Below are 18,781 nucleotides of genomic sequence, written 5' to 3'. Positions count from 1 at the left end.
AGATCAAAACATCCGAGGCAATTGAAGCCACCTTTAAGGTGTTTTTTTGTTTCTAGTCCCCGCCCAAAACGCAAGTTACCGCCCAAATCGTACTGCGCAAATGCGTGGTTTAGCATTAATGAGCTTCACAGCTATATCTCACCTTTGGTTACAGCATAATGAAGAGTGTCATTGACAAGCTATTCATCAATAAAAGGCTCTTTGAGATCATATGTACATATGATGTCATCTTCTAACCTAAAATATGCCTCTAGATCATCTGGTTGAGCTGGTATGCCTTTTAGCCAATACATGTCGCCATAATACAGACTCATTGCCCAATAATAAGGAAATTCATGATTGAGTAGAGCTGCCTCCATGTAGGTTGTAACAGGCTCTGCTAAGTGAGATTGCTCTACTAGTGTCGATGCTTCAGCATAAGAAATACCGACATAAAATTTTAGTAAATGCTTTATCAGCTCACAAAAGCTCTCATGATTGAAAACCATGCGGCACTGTTCATCCTTGAGTACAATTCCATCTTTTGGCATCAACTAATATCCTGATAGTAAAGTTTGGCAGTCCTATGGTTGGTATTATCGCTATATAGCGCATTTAACAGCACCTGGTTAAGTTAAATGCGCTCAAAGATAGGTAGATTGCGTAAGTGCGATTGTGATAACGGTGCTAAGGCTATAGAATACATGGTGCAAGAGTCACTTGCTTTTAGCTAGTACATTGTTGTTAAGCTGGCTTTATTCTTGATAGACAAGTGACTGCAAGGAAATGGATGACGTGCTGTTATCCGTTGTAACAGGAGCAGGCACTGTGAACCAGATTTACGCCACTATCTTACGAAGCCTATTAGGCAATGACGTCATTGAGAGCACACTGCAGGAGGTAGAAGAGAAGTATCCTTCCCTCTTTGATAAGCTCGCTGAGCTAGCTATGCCTGATGGTTCTAATCAAGATGAGATGGTGGACTACTCTCTGCACGTGGTTGATGCTTTTATTAAGCTCAAGCAGTCAGAGATCTATCAAAATCCTGATCTCAATAAGGTCTTTAGTGCTTTTAGTGCTGTGTCTAATAGCTATGCACTAAAGAATCAGTCTGAGTATATTCTGCGTTTTGATACAGCACTTACTATCTGTGTCATGGCGCTGATGTGCGGTCTTAAAGATCTTAAGAACATCACTGCCTACTCTAATTACGCTAATCAGTATCTGCAGCTTTTATTGCCATGCATGTTACACCCTCGCTACCGTATCTCAGTACCAAACTGTCGTTCGGTGATGCGTTTAGTTAACTACAACATGCTCGAGAGCTTCTATACTAATTTCTTTACTCGCGCTAAGGTTGCAACTAAGCTCTGTCCACCATCAAAGCTTCGTGAGATTCAGCCTTCCCTTGCTAACAAGGCTGGTGCTTTTAGTGTAAATACTGAGCTACATGGACTTACCCACGCTGATTTAGGCGCGTACTTGCCATGCTTAGGCCTTGACCACGGTCTCATCTTAGGCCCACGTCCATTGCTCTTCTTATGCTGCGATCAGCTTAATCTTAATGGCTATGATTACCTCTTATCTTTAAATCATTTGCCTCGTGAAGTGCTTGCACAGTTTGAGTCTAGATTAGCAGCCACTTCAAATGCCAAGATTCTCATTGATCGTATTGATACTTACTATGATCTTTTAGATGAAATTTCTGAGGATATGCAGACAGTTGTTTGCATTAAGCGTATAGATCCTCAGACTAATCAGATTGAAGCCTTCTTCTACTTATCTACCTTGCCACAGGTTGAAGATAGTCTCTATTTGATTCAAAAGGCAGAGTACGAGTGTGAGATGTCCTTACGTCAAAAGGACTCTTACATCATGACCATTTCGCGCAATGACAACGAAGAGCATGAGCTATTCTTACCGCAAAGACAGGATTACAACCGCTTTGTGGTGAACATTCTGTCCTATGAGCGCGAGATCAGTGCCAAGCTAGTGGGACATTCAAACGTTAAGCCTTGGGATGTAATTCTCTATCGCAATGGCTCTAACCCAGTTGCTGCCATGACCTCGATCTTCTATTACTTCATGTCAGATATCATTGATAGTAATCAGATCATCATGCATCAGCGCAAGCGTATGTTTGACTTACTTGGCTCTAACCCATCTAGCAAGACTGACCCAAGTGGCTTGTTCTAAGCTCAGTTAAGCTAAAGCCTAGTTTTATCTATAACTTACTGTAGGTCATAGCTAAGCGTTTAAGAGCACTAGTTACTATATATCCATACAAGAGTTCAGTGTGAAGCCAATGTCCCGTGAGGGTACTTTAATGTGGCAAAACTGGACTCTTTTTATATCCAAAAAGCCCCTTTATGCACCGTTGTGTGCCCTTACATATATTTAGTGTCGATCTGCATCGAGATTTTGCACAGTCAATTTGTTATGTATGGAATTTTTGGTTAGACTTAGTAACTTTGAGGTGGATGAAATATTGAGTAATTCTACGTTTACTAAAATGAGCATCTATTGCTTGCTTTGCACTTAAAATGCTTGTTTCTCACCTCATAATGCGAGCTGGTTTCTTTTAAAAAGCATCTCATGACACCGTTGTTATCACTTAGATTAAACAAGTAAGTCTTTAGCACAATTAAATTGCTAGCTTTGATGTTGATTTGATAGTTGTCTATACGATAATTAGGGGTATGAGAGCTCTGTCTATGCGACCAATTTGAGCTTATCGATGAGTTAATCATCGTGATAAGAGCTTTTAGTGGCAGCATTGAAGATCTTATTTTCGTTTTTCACGTTACGCACAGTAGAACACGTGCAATCAAGGTAGTACGGGAGATGTATTCATGGCCGGCGAAAACAAGTTAGCTGTGGCGCATGTAAACTTAGCTTTAGGCTATCGCGGTAATGAGCGACAGATCGAGCTGCTGATCAAAGAGTTAGCTAGCCTTGGTGTGCCGCAAGCTTTGATCTGCCGTGAAGATAGCCCTCTTGCTTACCACCTTGAGGGTGTTAAGGGGCTTAAGTTCTATCGTATTCGTGGAAGCGACCCTCGTTTTATGGGCCACTTCAAAGTAGGTCGTTACTCTATAATCCATGCTCATGATCTCTATGGCGTGCAGTGGGCATTCTTCCACTATCTTCTCCGTGGAACCCCATATGTAATTACTGAGCGTGACGAAGACCCTTCTATCTACGGCTTTGTGAATAAGACTGCCTATAAGACAGCTGCAGCTATTGTAGGTGTATCAGAAATCATCAAGGACACCCTAAGTGAATACTTAGGTGTTGAGGCCATGATGGTGGGCGATTGCTCCTCTCGCCTGATGCCAAATGAGAACGTCACAGCTCACTTTAAAGAAGCGCTCAAGCATCGTTTTGTTATCGGTAACATTAGCCCGCTTATCAATCGTCAAAAGGGTCAGAGTGTACTTATCGATGCAGCTAAGATTCTCCAAGAGAAGATCCCAGAGATTGTAGTGGTCTTTGTTGGTGGCGGTGATGATGTAGGCTTGCTCCAACGTCACGCTAAAGACATGCCTTTTGTTAAGTTTGTGGGATTTAAGCGCAATTACATCGACTATATGTCTTGCTTTGATGTCTTTGCTTATCCAGCTAACTATGAGGCTAAGGGTAGTATTATTCTCGATGCTATGGAGCAGGGTGTGCCTGTGGTAGCCTCTAAGGTAGGCGGAATTCCAGATATCATTAAGCACGATGAAACAGGTTATCTCATTGAGCCAGGTGATTCTAAGGCCTTAGCTAACTACATCATGCAGCTGTACGAAGATCGCAATATGTACTACCGTATTGTGCATAATGCACGTAACGTTGCCTCTGATCATAGCTCTAGTGTCATGGCAGCTCAGTACTACCGTATTTATATCAATATCCTCAATCGCAAGAAGGGCCTTCTCTAATTGCCCATTCAAAATCAAGTTGCAGCTTAACTTACCATTAAGCTAGTGTGTTGTAGGCAATGTTTTTTTTCCTGCAATGTAACAGCAACTAAGCTAGTGCAATGCTGTACGATGTGGATATAAAAAAAAGCGCCCTTAAGGCGCTTTTTTTATAACTGTCTTTGAAAGGGCCATTGCTTGAAAAGTGTCTAGCTAGCTCTTTTGGGCAAAATGGCCTGGCAATCGTGCTCAAATCTTAGGCATCGTAGTGATTGACCCTTGAGACGAGCATATCAAAAGGTTCAACATGAGGCTCTTTCATAAGAGTCTTGTAGATAAGCACGCAGCAGAGTAAGGATACAAAATCACGATTACGGGTATAGGTACCGTTGTGACGGATGTTGTCCTTAGAGCTAATAAGATAGGTTGCACCGACACGACGTGATTTGCCGTTTTGTTCTACCTCCAGATCAAAGTTGAGCTCAAAGATATATGGAAACTCAGTGCTTTGCATGAGATCGCAAGCTACAGGACCAATCTCTTTGGCACGTTTTTCACTAAGCGGCATTAAAGAGACGAGGTTGTTATGCGGCATATGCTCACGTACCTCGCTAGTCTCTTTTAGCGCCTCAGGATCATGTAGATCAGTGTTGATTACTGAGCAGGTTACAAAGTCATTAAAGAGGGTTTGCAGGCTAATTAGTAAATAGCCACGGCATACACCATCAATGGCGTTAACTGGTCCAATCGAGATCTTTTGTTGTCTTAAGTTTGAGATAAGATCAAAGGTGTCTTTGCTTACATAGTAAGGCTCAACCACCTTCATGACATCCTCAAGCACCTTAAGCATGTCATTATCTGCAGCATTGTGGCCGATGATCTTAAGCTCTAACAGAGGGTAGACAGCTCTATCGCCAATAGTGACACCCTGTGGCAGAGATATCGAGCCAATCTTCTCCATCAGATCTGACTCACCAATACCCATTAAGAAGAGTTTAAATAAATGAGTACGTGGTACGGTGTCCTCACTTAAGGATAGTACTATCTCCTTAACGGATGCCTCCCACATTGCCTTAAGTTCACGTGGAACACCAGGCAGGAAGATAAAGACGGCTTTATTTACCTTCACCATAAAGCCACAGGCAGTGCCAGTTGGGTTTTCGATCATGATCGAACCCTCTGGGAGCATGGCTTGCTTAATGTTGGTTTGCGACATGACACGATTGCGGTTAATGAACCACTGTGACATGGAGCGGTGCCACTCTTCATTGAGAACTAGAGATTTGCCAGCTACTCTTGCAATGGCTTCGGTAGTGAGATCATCTGTAGTAGGTCCCATACCGCCAGTTTCGATAGCGATACATTCACGCTCACTTATTTCAGTAAACATGGCCATCAGTTCTTCAAGCGAGTCACCTGCAGTATGACGACGATCTACCTGAAGTCCTGATTCAAATAATTCACGGGATAGATAACTAGCATTAGTGTCATCGATATTGCCAGTAATAACTTCATCACCTGTGGAAATCAATTCAATGCGCACAAGAACTCCTGTAGTTAGACAGTCTAAATATCTTGCCAAGGCTTTAAAAAGCCATCTGCTTGTGCTTTTGTATAAAGCCATTTGCAGCTAAGCCTATAAGATCATACTTTGTTCCGATGAGCTATGGTTTCGCAAGATGTTTTGTCAATCACTGTGAATAAGGTCACGTACGCTTACATAGCTGCAAAATATGCGCATCATCCTGTCAGGCAATGTTATATATATCTTAAGAGATGATTTAATGAGCCTATGGCAAGGGGCCTCAATCAAATTAGGAGGTGCTTTAAATTCAGCCATTTGGGCTGTTTAAGCCCTTAAATGATGCGCTTAAGGTAGAAATTCAGTGAATTGCGATTGCTGTGGTACCCTATAGTGCATTAAGAAATGCACTTAAAGTACGTAGGTACTGACACAATCAGGAGACTTACATGCCAATTAATATTCCAACAGGTTTACCAGCAGCCGATGTGCTTGCTCAAGAGAAAGTGTTTGTAATGACACAGGATCGTGCCGAGAGCCAGGATATCCGTCCTCTCGAGATCATCATCCTAAACCTGATGCCGAAGAAGATTGTTACTGAAATTCAGTACATGCGTAAGCTCTCAAGTACACCAATTCAGATTAATATCGATCTTTTACGTATTGATCATCATATCTCTCGCAATACCCCACAGTCTCATTTAGACACTTTCTACAAGGATTTTGAGGAGATTAAAGATCGTTACTTCGACGGTATGATCATCACTGGTGCCCCATTAGATCAAACCGAGTTTGAGGACGTTACCTTCTGGGACGAGCTTACAACCATCCTAGACTGGACTAAAACGCACGTCACCTCCACGCTCTTTTCATGCTGGGGTGTAGCTGCAGCTTTAAAGCACTTTTACGATATTCCAATGCTCAACCGTGCTAAGAAGCTCTCGGGCGTTTTTCAGCATGAGGTCATTGATGATCTCAACCCATTTACTTATGGTTTTGATGATTTCTTCTTTGCACCTCACTCACGCTTTATCGATTTCCCTGAGGAGATGTTTAAAGAGAAGACTGACCTTATCATTGTCGCTCAGTCAGCGCGTGCCGGTGTATTCTTAGCCACCTCAAAAGATCGCAAGCAGCTGTATGTTACTGGTCACCCTGAATACGATCCAGAGACCCTCTCTGATGAGTTCTACCGTGATTTAAGCTCTGGACTAACTCCAGATCTGCCAGTTAACTATTTCCCTGATGATGATCCATCAGGCGAGCCAATTTGTACCTGGCGCTCACATGCTGCTCTGCTCTTTAGAAACTGGGTTAACTACATCTATCAAGAGACCCCATACGACTTTGTCATGCGTCGCGACTAAAGTACCTGCCTAGACGCATAAAAGGCATAGGTGGCAATTGTACATCTATGCCTTGTCTTATAAGCCCATCTGAACAAGTCCTCACCGCTTGTAATTTCTACCCATCACAATAAATTTAGAGCCTTAATAAGTCCTTAGTGTGCAGTGTTTGTAGGATCATGTGCGCACTGTTCATAGGTGCGGGCGATTTTTTCCTTCTTGGTGCATGGCCACACAGGCCTGAGCCTGATAAAATACAAGGTTCCAATGATGGGCAAGAATCAATTACCCAATAGTAGTTTTCTAAGCAGCCCCTAGGGCAGAGGCTTTTTTACGGCCTTGCAAGGATTGCATGGCGTCGAGGCAATAGTTTTGGATAAATTTCAGATTACCGGCGGTAAGGTACTGCGCGGCGAGGTTACTATCAGCGGAGCAAAGAATGCAGCTCTGCCAATCCTTTTAGCTACCATGTTGACCTCTGAGGATGTCACACTTAAGAACGTACCAGATCTGCGTGACGTGCAGACTTGCCTTAAGTTACTGACAATCATGGGCAAGAGCTACGAGCGTCTCGGTGAATCTGAATATCTCATAAAGGGCAAAGTTACTCATAACGTAGCCCCATATGAGCTGGTTAAGACCATGCGTGCCTCCATCTTAGCTTTAGGTCCGCTCACCGCCTTTTTAGGCTCAGCTGAGGTATCGCTACCAGGTGGTTGTGCCATTGGTGCTCGTCCTGTGGACCTGCATGTTAAAGGCTTAAAGGAGTTAGGCGCTACTTTTGAGCTTGCTGATGGCTATATTCGTGCTCAGGCTCCTGACGGTCGTCTGCATGGCGGCACCATAATGATGGATAAGGTATCGGTTACTGGTACTGAAAACCTGATGATGGCTGCAGCTTTAGCTGAAGGCACTACAGTTATTGAGAACGCTGCTCGTGAGCCAGAGATTACTGACTTAGCTGTATTCTTACGTGCAATGGGTGCCAATATTAGCGGTGACGGTACCCCTAAGATTGTCATTGAGGGTGTCAGCTCTTTACATTCTTGTGAGCACTCTATTGTGTGCGACCGTATTGAGGGTGGTACTTACTTAGTAGCTGCAATGGCAAGCCATGGTGAGGTGTTATGTAAGAACATCCTGCCATCCACCTTAGATCCTGTTATTGCCAAGCTTAAAGATGCGGGCGCTTTAATTGAGCTGCACGATGACAGCATCTACCTTGATATGCGTAATCGTGACATTCTGCCAGTTAACATCATCACTGCTCCACATCCAGGTTTCCCAACTGACATGCAGGCTCAGTTCATGGTGTTAAATGCCTTAGCTAAAGGTTCAAGCACCGTTACTGAGACCATCTTTGAAAATCGCTTTATGCATGTTCCAGAGCTGATGCGCATGGGGGCAAAGTTCTCTATTCAGGGTAATACCGTTCACATTGAAGGTGTTGAACAGCTTAAGGGTGCACAAGTCATGGCAACTGACTTACGCGCTTCTGCAAGTTTAGTGATTGCAGGCTTAGTTGCTCAAGGTACTACCATCGTAGAGCGTATCTACCATATGGATCGTGGCTATGAGCATATCGAGCGTAAGATTAGAGCCCTTGGTGGAACTATTGAGCGTATCTCAGGTCAATAATTTTGACATGAGCGATCTTTAAAGTTTAGATATGAGCTCATTTTAGTAGAGAGCTTAATAAAGCTTTAAAGCACGTAAGTTAGCATCTAGTGTACGTATCATTAGATGCTAGGACTTGAAAGACTTACTGACACTACCATCTGATGTTTGATCTAAGCGCATATAACACATTTAACCTAACCGTCTTTGCTAAGGATGGCCGCGAGATTTGTTCAAAGCAAGATCTCAAAGAGCCCGTTAGTAGACCTTACATCATCTTAGGTGGTGGCTCTGATGTGCTATTTACCGAAGACTTTGACGGCACTGTTCTCATTAATCGCATTAAGGGCATTGAGGTTAGTAAATGCTCTAATGGCTATAAGGTCAGAGCCGGTGGCGGTGAGATTTTAGATGAGCTTATTGATAAGTTGCTTGACAAAGGTATCTGTGGCCTTGAGAATCTCTCACTTATACCAGGTACTGTAGGTGCTGCTCCGATTCAGAATGTGGGTGCTTATGGTATTGAAATTGGTGACTTTATCGAGTCCATTGAGGCTGTAGATCTCAAGGATGGTTCTGAACATGTGCTTGGCAAAGATGAGTGTAAGTTTGGCTATAGAACTTCACTGTTTAAAGAGCCTGAGTTTTCAAGCTACTTCATTACTCATGTAACCTTTGTGCTTCCTGATTGCTTTAAGCCTAAGCAAAACTATGCAGGATTGCAAAGCGTAGAGTTTAAGTCACCACGTCAGGTACGTGATCGTGTGATCGCCCTGCGTAATGAGAAGTTACCTAACCCAGCTTATGTCGGCAATGCGGGTAGCTTTTTTAAAAATCCTTACGTAACTACTGAGATCTATGAGAAGCTCAAGGCAAAATACGCTAATATGCCTTGTTGGCAACAAGAAGACGGTAGTTATAAGTTAGCTGCAGGTTGGCTTATTGATAAGTCAGGCTGTCGCGGCATTAAGCACGGTCAGGTGGGTACTTGGGGCAATCAGGCTCTAGTGATCGTCAACCTAGGTCGCGCTAAGCCACATGAAATTACCGCTTTAGCCAAATACATCACGGCTGAAGTGAAAGAAAAGTTTTTAATCGATCTCGTACCTGAAGTTCGTCTTTACGGTAAGAACGGAGAAATAGCATGGGATCAAATCTGAGCTTTGTAATGCCTTTATTACGCTGTCTCAATCAGTCTGAAGACCTGCGTATGAACTACCGCCTTCTGTGCAAGCGTTTAGAGGTAACTGTAGAAGTTCTCCAAGAGATCGCAGAGCTCGTAAATGAGATGGAGCCATTGCTCTATCAAGACGGCGAAGATTTAGTCTTGGTCAAAAAGCTCGATCTTATCAATGCCAAGAACATTCATGAGAAGGTGTCTACTCGTGGCCGCTTCGTCTTAAAAGATGTCACCCCATCAACTAATGGTGAACTGATGAATGCTCGTGATGAGCTTGTTTCAGGTGATGCTTTAGTTGCTGAGATTCAGACACAGGGACGCTCATTACGTGGTACTCAATGGTTAACCTCTATTGGTACTAATATCATGCTGTCCATGGCATTTAAGTTCCCATCACATCAGCACTTGTTAGGCTTCTCATTAGCAGTAGGCGTTGCTACTGTAAATGCCTTAGAGTTTGCAGGTGTGCGTGATGTGAAGCTCAAGTGGCCAAATGATGTAGTGATTAACGACAAGAAGGTCGCAGGCATTTTAATTGAGTCTGTACAAGGCGAGGGCGAAGAGATCTTCGCTATTGTTGGTGTAGGCTTAAATGTGCATCACTCAGAGAGCATTGATAAGCTCATCGATCGTCCATATACCGATTTAGAAGAGCTTGGTTACAATCTTACTCGTGATGAGATCTGCATTAACCTCATCAATGAGATTAAGTATGCAGCTTCAAGCTTCCGTAAGCACCGCTTAGCTCAGTTCTTAGATAGCTGGAATCGCCACGACTCACTTTTAGGTCGACAAGTTGAGGTGGTGATCTCTGCTCATCGTACTGTAGTTGGTCGTGTCTCAGGTGTGAACAGCTTAGGCGAGCTCATCTTAGAGAGTAATGCAGGATGTACTGCAATACGCTCTGGCCATATCTCGCTTATCCGCTACTAAGCAAGTGCACTATCACTGTAGCTTTAAGAAAAAAGGCTCCCATCGGGAGCCTTTTTTCTTGGTCTTTTTTAATGGGCAGTAAATGCTACTTACGCAGATAGACCTTATCCACAGAGTGGTTTTTGCCCTTGTGCATGATGAGGTTAGCACGGTTACGGCTTGGGAGAATGTTCTCCACTAAGTTGTCGTGGTTTACTGCACTCCAAATAGTGGTAGCTAAGTGGGTAGCATCCTCAAGATCTAATTTAGCGTATCTGTGGAAGTAGGAGTTAGGGTTATTAAAGGTGCTCTCACGTAACTTTAAGAAACGATCTAAGTACCACTTAATTAGGCAATCTTCCTCAGCATCAACATAGATAGAGAAGTCGATGAAATCAGAGATAAAGACCTTATTACGGATGGTTGGATAATCAGCTCCGTTTTGTAGCACATTAACACCCTCTAAGATGAGGATATCAGGGCGATCAACAATGGTGTACTCACCTGGCATAACATCGTAGTAAAGGTGTGAATACACCGGTACCTTGAGGTTAGGCTCGCCGTTTTTAAGCTGCTGCAAGAAAGTCATCAAGGCTTTCACGTCGTATGAAACAGGGTAGCCCTTCTTTGCCTCAATATGACGCTCATGCAAGATCTTGTTCGGGAATAAGAAGCCGTCAGTAGTGATGAGATCTACCTTAGGATTGGTATCCCACATAGAGATCAGATGCTTTAACAAATTAGCAGTAGTGGTTTTGCCACATGCAACTGAACCAGAAATAGAGATGATGAAAGGAGCACTTTCTATAGACTTGCCGAGGAACTGCTGAATAACAGTAGATCTATCGTGACGTGAGCGCACATACATGTGCAACAGTCGTGATAATGGCATGTAGATGCGTTCTACTTCTTCAAGTGAGATCTTGTCATTGAAAGCTAAGCACTTTTGCAGCTCTTCTTCAGTGAGCTTCACCTTGCGCTTGTTGTGAGCAAAGGTTGACCAAGTATCCGCAGAGAACTCAAAGAAAGGTGAGATTATTTCATTATCTGCACTTAGAGGATTATGAGTAGTCTCATGACCTTTAATGGCGGTCATGATATCTGGCTTAGAATCAGTTACGTCACTTTGTGCTTGAGCATCTTTGGTAACGTTCTCATTATTAGATGGGCTAAGAGGGACTGAAGCTGTTTCTAAGCTTTCAGATGTCGGGGGTGCTTCGTAAGCAACATTATTTTCAGGTTGCTCAGTTGACATAATTACCTCTCACAGAATGTGCTTAGTGCATACAACAATGCAAATGCTCTTAGGTAATCCACAGTACCAAGAGATGATTTGTCAGATCTTAACGCATTGACAGCTAAAAAGCCCTAATTTTTTGGACAAATCACTTAATATACCCAAATAGTTAGCTGATTAACCCCAATTTGAGGGGGTAACTGGCTAATAAGAAAGCTTAAGGGATCAGCAAGGTAATTTAAAGATCATATTAACGCTTGGATGCGCGGGTGGGGATTTTAAAGATCATCTCTCAGATCGAATTACATGGCTTTTTATGAAACTTGTCCGTTAATTTGACCCAAAAGTGCTCCGAAATGGCGATATAGGCAGACTAAGCACTAATAGGAGTGGTATTTTTGCTCATATAGGTCACTTATGTTACTAAATTAAGGACTTGTTCTTTACATTCATTTAAAATGGATGGGGATTGTACAATCTTTCGTTGTAATATGGATCGTTGCTCCGAAAGTCACTTCATGATCTATGGGTAATCAGCGTATAACCTAGGATCGTTGTTCTTGCTTTATAGCCTTAAGATTTGCCACCTCATACCATCATTTGTGAATAAGGTGAGCGGGCGCTTGAAAAAGTACATTGCTCGTTAATGGCAATCGCGTCGTATTTAAGTAGAATTAAGCTAAGCAAGATCACTACAGTGACATTGATCGGATCGATAATAGAATTTTAGAACCGTATATCTGTAAAGACTGCGGATTAAGACGGCATACGTCCACGAGATACCTGTTGGTATCGTTCTAATCACAGGCAGAATCTTCATGAATCAGAGTATTTTTGAACAGCAAGACATTCTAGATAAGCTGTTCTTGCAACTTAAGCGCGATTATCAGGAAGGTAAAACTTCAGAGTACAACTCTCTAGTAAGCATTGCTCCTACCATGACTAAAGATGAGTACGAGCAAATGATCGAGCGTTTTACCGCCTATATGCGTGGCAAAGAGATCGATGCTCTTAATGAGCATGAAGTTAAGTTACGCTCTGCGCTTCCTTTCTTGCCTGAAAACATGAATACAGGTCTACTCGGCATTGAGCTCGAGTTACTCAAGCATCTCAACGCTTTCATCGTTAAGCGTGACCAAAGAGTTGCTGATGCAGTTCAAGACGCATTCAAAGCACTGCAAGATCAGAATGCTCAATTGCAAAAGGAGCTGGATCGTACTCAAGAGGCCCTTGCTAAGAGCAATCACGATTTAGAGGCATTACGTGCTTCTTTAAATGATGTTAAGCAAGATGGTCTTTTTAAGCAGCAGGTCATGGAAAACATGTCCATGTCTGTTGATATCTTAGATCTGCTGCAGTGCTTAAACTCCGGCGAGCAGCAATTATCTGTTGAAGGTCTCCCAGTTAACTTAAAGCTGCGTGAGGATATGAACGATCTGTTAAGCCGCGCTAAGTCATTAAGTGCAGCCGAAAGAGCCGCTCTATCTGGCATGATTTTCAAGGCCGGTGACTTAGTTAAGACTGCTAAGGCTTTAGGTTACTCAGTTGCGGATCTCAAGCAAAATGCTGATGACCAGAGCAGCAATCCACTCAAGCAAGATAATGATGCAACAGCTAAGTCTGTAGATGAGTCTTTATCCGAAAGCTCCAAGGCATTAGGTTCTGTTCCTCCTTTACCTGAGGAGTTCCGCCATCTTGAGCAGTTAGGTGCTGATGATAGCTACTCTGATGAGTTTGAAAGTGGCGATGATGATGTAGGTGTTTCCTTTGCCAAGGTTGCAGCTGCATTAGCTGCAGCAAGTGGTACTAAGAAGACTGCCGATAAGAACACCCTGCCAAAGTCACTGCAGGCCAAACTCGGCGATCGCGTGGATATTCTCTCAAGAATTGGTCGTGGTACAGCCGATAACATGTCCGAACTTATCTCTGCTATGCAGGGTTCAGAGGGCAATGTGATCGCTCGCCGTCTAGAGGCTCGTCAGGCTCGTCGTGATGCAAGCATGGCTGCATCTGATAGCACTACTGAGGCCCAAAATTTCAAGGCCGCTGAGCTGGCTACCTTAGTTCAGGAGCGTACCTCTACTCACGCTGAGCGTATTGCAGCACAAAGCTGCTTAAACGCTTTAGCCTCAGGTGATGAGGATGAGTCACGTTCTACTCGCGAGAGTATCTCAGGTCCAATTGCTCTTGCAGGCAAGATTGGTGCTCGCGTTAGTGCTGAAAATAGCAAGGTAGTAGACACAGCCTTACTCTTTGGTCAGATCAGTACTTTAGTTGAAGACTTACTCAATCAAAAGTCTGTTGATGAGCTCAAGCCTCAAGATATTGAGAAGCTCATTATCGACGCTCGTAGCAACAGCTCCATTAGCCGTTATGAGCCAGCGCTACTCCGTCGCTTGATCTTAAAGAGCATCTTTGTTGGCCCTCAGTATTTAGTCGCAGCTGACTTAAGAGAAAACGATGTAGATCTGCTCGTAAGTCTGCCAACAGAGAAAGCTCGCGCCTTTGCTCGTACAAGCATTGAGTTAGGCAATTCATTTTCCGATCTACTCTCTGAGTCTAAAAAGAATACATCAGACTCAGACGGAGACCGTCCCACGCAAGGGTCAGCTATTTCAGCCTTAATCTCTGGCGTAGACAGTGATAAAAAAGCTTTATTTGTTGATAGCAAGCAATCTACAAATCAAGAGACAGAGCAATCTACTCAAGATAGTGAGCTTGCTAATAAGAGCTTAGCACAAAGAGTTTCTCAGGCCTCTGATATAGCCAATGTTGGCGCAGCTTTAAGAAGCGAAATTGAAGGTATCAAGAATCGTTTCGATGCTGCTTTTGAGGGCTTGAATACCAAGTCAACCTCAGTTATTAATGCTAAGCCAACTTCAGTTATTAATAGTTCTAATCCTAAAGCGCTACCTCGTGAAGAGCGCACTTTAGTTAGAACCATGGCTGCAGAGCGTGATAACGATAATGTTGCAGCATTTGCTGAAGCATCTGCCAAGATCGAGAAGCTTGCGCCTCTGTTACATGAAGCTGGTAAAGAAATAGCTAAGGCTCGTAAAGAGCTTGAAAATGCTATCGCTGACTCCAAGCTAAAAGAAGAGCAAGCTCGTCTGAATGAGAAGTACACTCCTACCTCTAAGAAGTTATCTTTAGGTTCAAACGGTGCCTTTAGCTTTGGCAAAGGCGCTCTAGAAGATTCTGAAAAGGAAGAGACCAGTACTGCAACTGACGAGATTGCATCTGTAGCTAAAGATGTAGTTAAGGTCGCATATGCACTTGAAGAGGCGTCTTATCACAAGCGTGAGCGTAAGCAGTCACTCTTTGGTGGTAACACTCAAGGCGTAACTGTCTTTGGTGCTGATACTCATAGCTTTGATGATGAGCTCAGCCCATCAGAGAGCTCTAAGCTTAGCGACAAAGATAGTTCTTTTATCGCTGATGGTGAGGACTTATCTGATTTCGTTACTGGCAATATCAACGACATCAAACCAATGAAGGATGATGCTCTAAAAGTTGAAGCCTATAAGGAAGATCAAGACTTTCAAGTAAAGCATCACATGGATCCTTATGAGCAAGCTCGCCTCAATCAAGGGACAAATGCTCAAGTTGTACAAACATCACTTTCTCAGAACACTAATATCGTGAAGGATAGTGGTAGTTCAAGTGATAGCCGTATTAGCAATACTTTTGATTTTGGATCCACTTCTTTTAACTTCGGTGCCCAGATACAGCCAAATCTCTCATCAACTGAGCGTGGCCCTGTGCAAAAGGCAGCCGATCAGTTAAAGGATGTTTTAAGTGCCGCTTTAGCTGCAGGTAAGAGCAAGCTTTCAAATGAGAGCAAAGATGGTGTCATCAATACTGAGACCACCTCTATCGTTAAGAACTCCGCGCCTCCTTTAGCCGTCGATCCAACTGGTCGCGTCATGGATGCTCAAGAACTGCGCAAAAAGCAGCAGCTCGATGAGTTCAAGTTAAAGGGTGAGGGTCCATCTACTCTTATCACCAAGGCTGACTCTAGTGCAGAGGCTCAAGAAAAGTCTCAAGACAAGAGCGAAGACAAGCAAAAAGAAAAGCAAGAGGAACAGTCACAAGAAAAGTTAGAAGACAAAGCCCTAGATAAATCTGAAGATAAATCCGAAGATAAATCTGTGTCCGATGCTCCTAAGTCTTCCACCATTGACGAAGAGCAAGGAAAAGCTGACTCTAAGATCGCTAACGATGCATCTACAGATGCATCTGATGATGCTGTCGACACCAAAAGTGTAGATGATCAGTCCAAGGATGAATCTAGCGACGAAAAGGATGTAGGTGATATGCCTAGCGATGTATCTCGTGTAGATCTTGCTATGTTAGAAGCTGCTTTTGAACAGGCTGAGTCTGATAAGGCTGAAGCGGATAAGGCTGCATCTGAAAAGGCTGAAGCGGATAGGGCTGAATCTGAAAAAGCTCAGGCTGATAAGGCCGAAGCGGATAAGGTTGCATCCGAAAAGGCTGAATCTGATAAGGCCGACACTGATAAACACAGTGAAGCTAACGAAGAGAAGTCTGAAGCTCAAGAAGATAAGTCAGATGACAGTGTAGATAAGTCAGCTGACGCATCTTGCGAGAATAAGGATGGCTCTAAGGACGAGGACGCTCTTGAAGATAAGCAGAGTACTTCTAGCAATATCTTTAGCACTCCAAGTTCTTTTAACTCAAGTACTGCGCCTTTTGCCGTCATGATTGACCCAGCTAAGCAGTTTGTGGTCAAGACTAAGCTTAAAGATGACGAGAAGCGTACCTTAGGTATGGTTAGCTCCATGCTTGAGAACAAGGTCAATAGTCATATCAAGATGGTTAAAGACACGCTCAGCAGTGCTGGCTCTTTATCAAGCTTCCGCTTTGCTGACTTTACCTCTTACTATCGCCAGTGTATCGATAACCTCGAGTCCGATGGTTACGTCAACGCTGCGCTAAAGAGAATTCTTGTAGATAAGATGAGTTTCGATCTTAAACACGAGACCATTAGTAAACTTACCTTTAAGTCAGATCTCAAGAATAATCATGGCAAGAGTGGTAGTGTTGCTTCTAATGAAGACGATACTAACCTAAGTCTAAGCAATGATGCTAAGAGTGAAGAGTCTCAGTTAAATGCAGATAAGTCTGATGAGTCTCAGTTAAATGCAGATAAGACTGATGAGTCTGACAAAAACCACGCAAAAGAGCCTGGTTTTGTCATCTTAGATAAAGCAGATGCATCTGATGGAAAGGATGAGCAACCTAGTAGTTCAAAAGGCGGCATTGCCTCTTTTGTAACTAACTTATTCTCAAGTCAGAAGAGCGATAAGAACCAGTCTAGTCATAAGGACACTGGCTTCTTTATCGTAAAAGACTCGGATAAAGAAGGTAAGGACGACAAGTAAAAGCAACTTGAGTTCATACATATAAGCTTAACAGCGCCTGCATGAGGTATCTTTATGGATACTTTGTTCAGGCGCTGTTTGTTTAAGCGGTATACAAATACAAATACAAATACAAATACCAAAACCATCCGCCATACACATCCTAGATGCTTCAACTCATGTCGCTACATAGCATCATCTACATATTTGCACACTTACATAGATGTGCCCACTTATATTAAGGAGAGGGCCCAGGATCACTCGCAATCTAAGAGCTCATTTGGCCTTTTGATGCGCAAGATGGTGTCTATTGTGATCTTGTGGTGCTAAAGATCAGTGCAAAATAAGTAGCTTGCTTAAGATTTTGGTGGGTGAAGTCTGTAATTTATTTGGGTGAACTCTGTCATTTATCAGCTGTAGTTAGGTAATTTTTCTGGCTGCAGTAGGGTGATCAAAGAATTTTGAGGTGCGTGATGGCACGAAAGCTAGCGTTAATCGGCTCTTGATGGCTTTTGAGCGACGCCAATTTGCTTAGTAATATGGTTGGTCTGCAATGAAAACAGCACAAGATCACGGCAAGATCATAACTTTTTTTAAGCCAAAAGAGCCGATATATAAGCGCTTTTTAATATTAGGTGTGAAAAAACTTAAAAAAACTTTAAAAAAACTCTTGCCAAGGTTAGGGGTGATGCTTATAATGGCCTCGCTTTCTGACGACAACGAAAGAAAGCAAATTGGAGGGGTTCCCGAGTGGCCAAAGGGATCAGACTGTAAATCTGCCGGCTCTGCCTTCGATGGTTCGAATCCGTCCCCCTCCACCATCCTTTCTTATGTCTTTCAGACAGCTCACTATCTTACTCTCTGATAGTCGAAACAATAATCCACAAAGCACTGAAAATCATCAAGCTAGACTGAATTTAGGCTTGTTGTGTTGTATGCGATAACTACAAACCTATTCACCATGGTTTGGGATTAGTGTTAAGTACACAGGTTACAGTGCGGGCATCGTATAATGGTTATTACCCAAGCCTTCCAAGCTTGTGATACGGGTTCGATTCCCGCTGCCCGCTCCATTTCACAATCTGTGAGCATCTCCCCGACTCGATTGACAGGAATATCAAAATGGCAAAAGAGAAGTTTGTCCGTTCCAAGCCACACGTAAACGTAGGTACCATCGGTCACGTTGACCACGGTAAGACAACCTTAACCGCTGCTTTAACTAAGGTTTTAGCTGAGAAGTTTGGTGGCGAAGTTCGCGCATTCGACCAGATCGACAATGCTCCAGAAGAGAAGGCACGTGGTATTACCATTAACTCTTCTCACGTTGAGTACGATACCGCTACCCGTCACTACGCCCACGTTGACTGCCCAGGCCACGCTGACTATGTTAAGAACATGATCACTGGTGCTGCTCAGATGGACGGCGCTATCTTAGTTTGTGCTGCTACCGACGGCCCAATGCCACAGACCCGTGAGCACATCCTGTTAGCTCGTCAGGTAGGCGTTCCATACATCCTCGTATTCTTAAACAAGTGCGACATGGTTGACGACGAGGAGTTATTAGACCTCGTTGAGATGGACGTTCGTGAGTTACTCTCTGAGTACAAGTTCCCAGGCGATGACACCCCAGTTATCCGTGGTTCCGCTTTAGGCGCATTAAACGGCGAAGAGAAGTGGGTTGAGAAGATCTTAGAACTCG

Annotated in this window: 11 protein-coding genes and 2 tRNA genes; 10 read left to right on the top strand and 3 right to left on the bottom strand. The window is 43.4% G+C overall.

The window, feature by feature from the left end; genetic code table 11:
* Positions 1-179: 179 nt before the first annotated feature.
* Complete coding sequence (locus H524_RS0109850; RefSeq protein WP_027940100.1) at positions 180-530, bottom strand: hypothetical protein; 351 nt, start codon at positions 528-530, stop codon at positions 180-182.
* A gap of 244 nt (positions 531-774) precedes the next feature.
* On the opposite strand from H524_RS0109850, the gene H524_RS0109845 reads away from it, so the two are divergent.
* The gene (locus H524_RS0109845; RefSeq protein WP_156907598.1) at positions 775-2,175 is read left to right on the top strand and encodes a hypothetical protein; all 1,401 of its coding nucleotides are present in this window, start codon (positions 775-777) and stop codon (positions 2,173-2,175) included.
* A gap of 656 nt (positions 2,176-2,831) precedes the next feature.
* Positions 2,832-3,905, top strand: a complete 1,074-nt coding sequence (locus tag H524_RS0109840; RefSeq protein WP_027940098.1) for a glycosyltransferase family 4 protein — start codon at positions 2,832-2,834, stop codon at positions 3,903-3,905.
* A 235-nt stretch (positions 3,906-4,140) separates the two neighbouring features.
* Here H524_RS0109840 and H524_RS16705 read toward each other — a convergent pair whose 3' ends face one another.
* Positions 4,141-5,427: a competence/damage-inducible protein A gene (locus H524_RS16705; RefSeq protein ID WP_052339041.1), complete on the bottom strand. Its 1,287-nt coding sequence runs from the start codon at positions 5,425-5,427 to the stop codon at positions 4,141-4,143.
* Between the two features lie 428 nt (positions 5,428-5,855).
* On the opposite strand from H524_RS16705, the gene H524_RS0109830 reads away from it, so the two are divergent.
* The 4 genes from H524_RS0109830 (at position 5,856) to H524_RS0109815 (ending at position 10,482) form a co-directional block, all read left to right on the top strand.
* Positions 5,856-6,773, top strand: coding sequence for a homoserine O-succinyltransferase (locus H524_RS0109830; protein WP_027940097.1), 918 nt, complete (start codon positions 5,856-5,858; stop codon positions 6,771-6,773).
* Between the two features lie 351 nt (positions 6,774-7,124).
* Positions 7,125-8,390 (top strand): UDP-N-acetylglucosamine 1-carboxyvinyltransferase, encoded by a 1,266-nt coding sequence (gene murA, locus H524_RS0109825; RefSeq protein WP_027940096.1) that lies wholly within the window; start codon positions 7,125-7,127, stop codon positions 8,388-8,390.
* 143 nt (positions 8,391-8,533) lie between these two features.
* Entirely contained in the window at positions 8,534-9,529 is a 996-nt protein-coding gene (gene murB, locus H524_RS0109820) for a UDP-N-acetylmuramate dehydrogenase (RefSeq protein ID WP_044121986.1), read from the top strand.
* Entirely contained in the window at positions 9,514-10,482 is a 969-nt protein-coding gene (locus H524_RS0109815; RefSeq protein WP_027940094.1) for a biotin--[acetyl-CoA-carboxylase] ligase, read from the top strand. The genes murB and H524_RS0109815 overlap by 16 nt, the downstream gene beginning before the upstream one ends.
* An 85-nt stretch (positions 10,483-10,567) precedes the next feature.
* Here the strand turns inward: H524_RS0109815 and coaA are convergent, their stop codons facing one another.
* Complete coding sequence (gene coaA, locus H524_RS0109810; RefSeq protein WP_245580464.1) at positions 10,568-11,716, bottom strand: type I pantothenate kinase; 1,149 nt, start codon at positions 11,714-11,716, stop codon at positions 10,568-10,570.
* An 800-nt stretch (positions 11,717-12,516) separates the two neighbouring features.
* Here coaA and H524_RS0109805 point away from each other — a divergent pair.
* The 4 genes from H524_RS0109805 to H524_RS0109790 form a co-directional block, all read left to right on the top strand.
* Positions 12,517-17,103 carry a hypothetical protein gene (locus H524_RS0109805; protein ID WP_027940092.1) on the top strand — a complete coding sequence of 1,529 codons (4,587 nt, stop codon included), beginning with the start codon at positions 12,517-12,519 and terminating at the stop codon, positions 17,101-17,103.
* Between the two features lie 715 nt (positions 17,104-17,818).
* Positions 17,819-17,903, top strand: a tRNA-Tyr gene (locus H524_RS0109800).
* Positions 17,904-18,080: 177 nt separating this feature from the next.
* Positions 18,081-18,155: transfer RNA gene (locus H524_RS0109795), tRNA-Gly, on the top strand.
* A 49-nt stretch (positions 18,156-18,204) separates the two neighbouring features.
* Positions 18,205-18,781, top strand: a 577-nt coding sequence (locus H524_RS0109790) for a GTP-binding protein (protein ID WP_027940091.1), incomplete at its 3' end; no start/stop codon positions are given.

Origin of the sequence: Anaerobiospirillum succiniciproducens DSM 6400 (genome assembly GCF_000482845.1) — a bacterium.
Classification (GTDB): Bacteria; Pseudomonadota; Gammaproteobacteria; order Enterobacterales; family Succinivibrionaceae; genus Anaerobiospirillum; species Anaerobiospirillum succiniciproducens.
The sequence above is the reverse complement of the archived record's forward strand: the minus strand, read 5'-3'. Positions and strand labels throughout refer to the sequence as shown.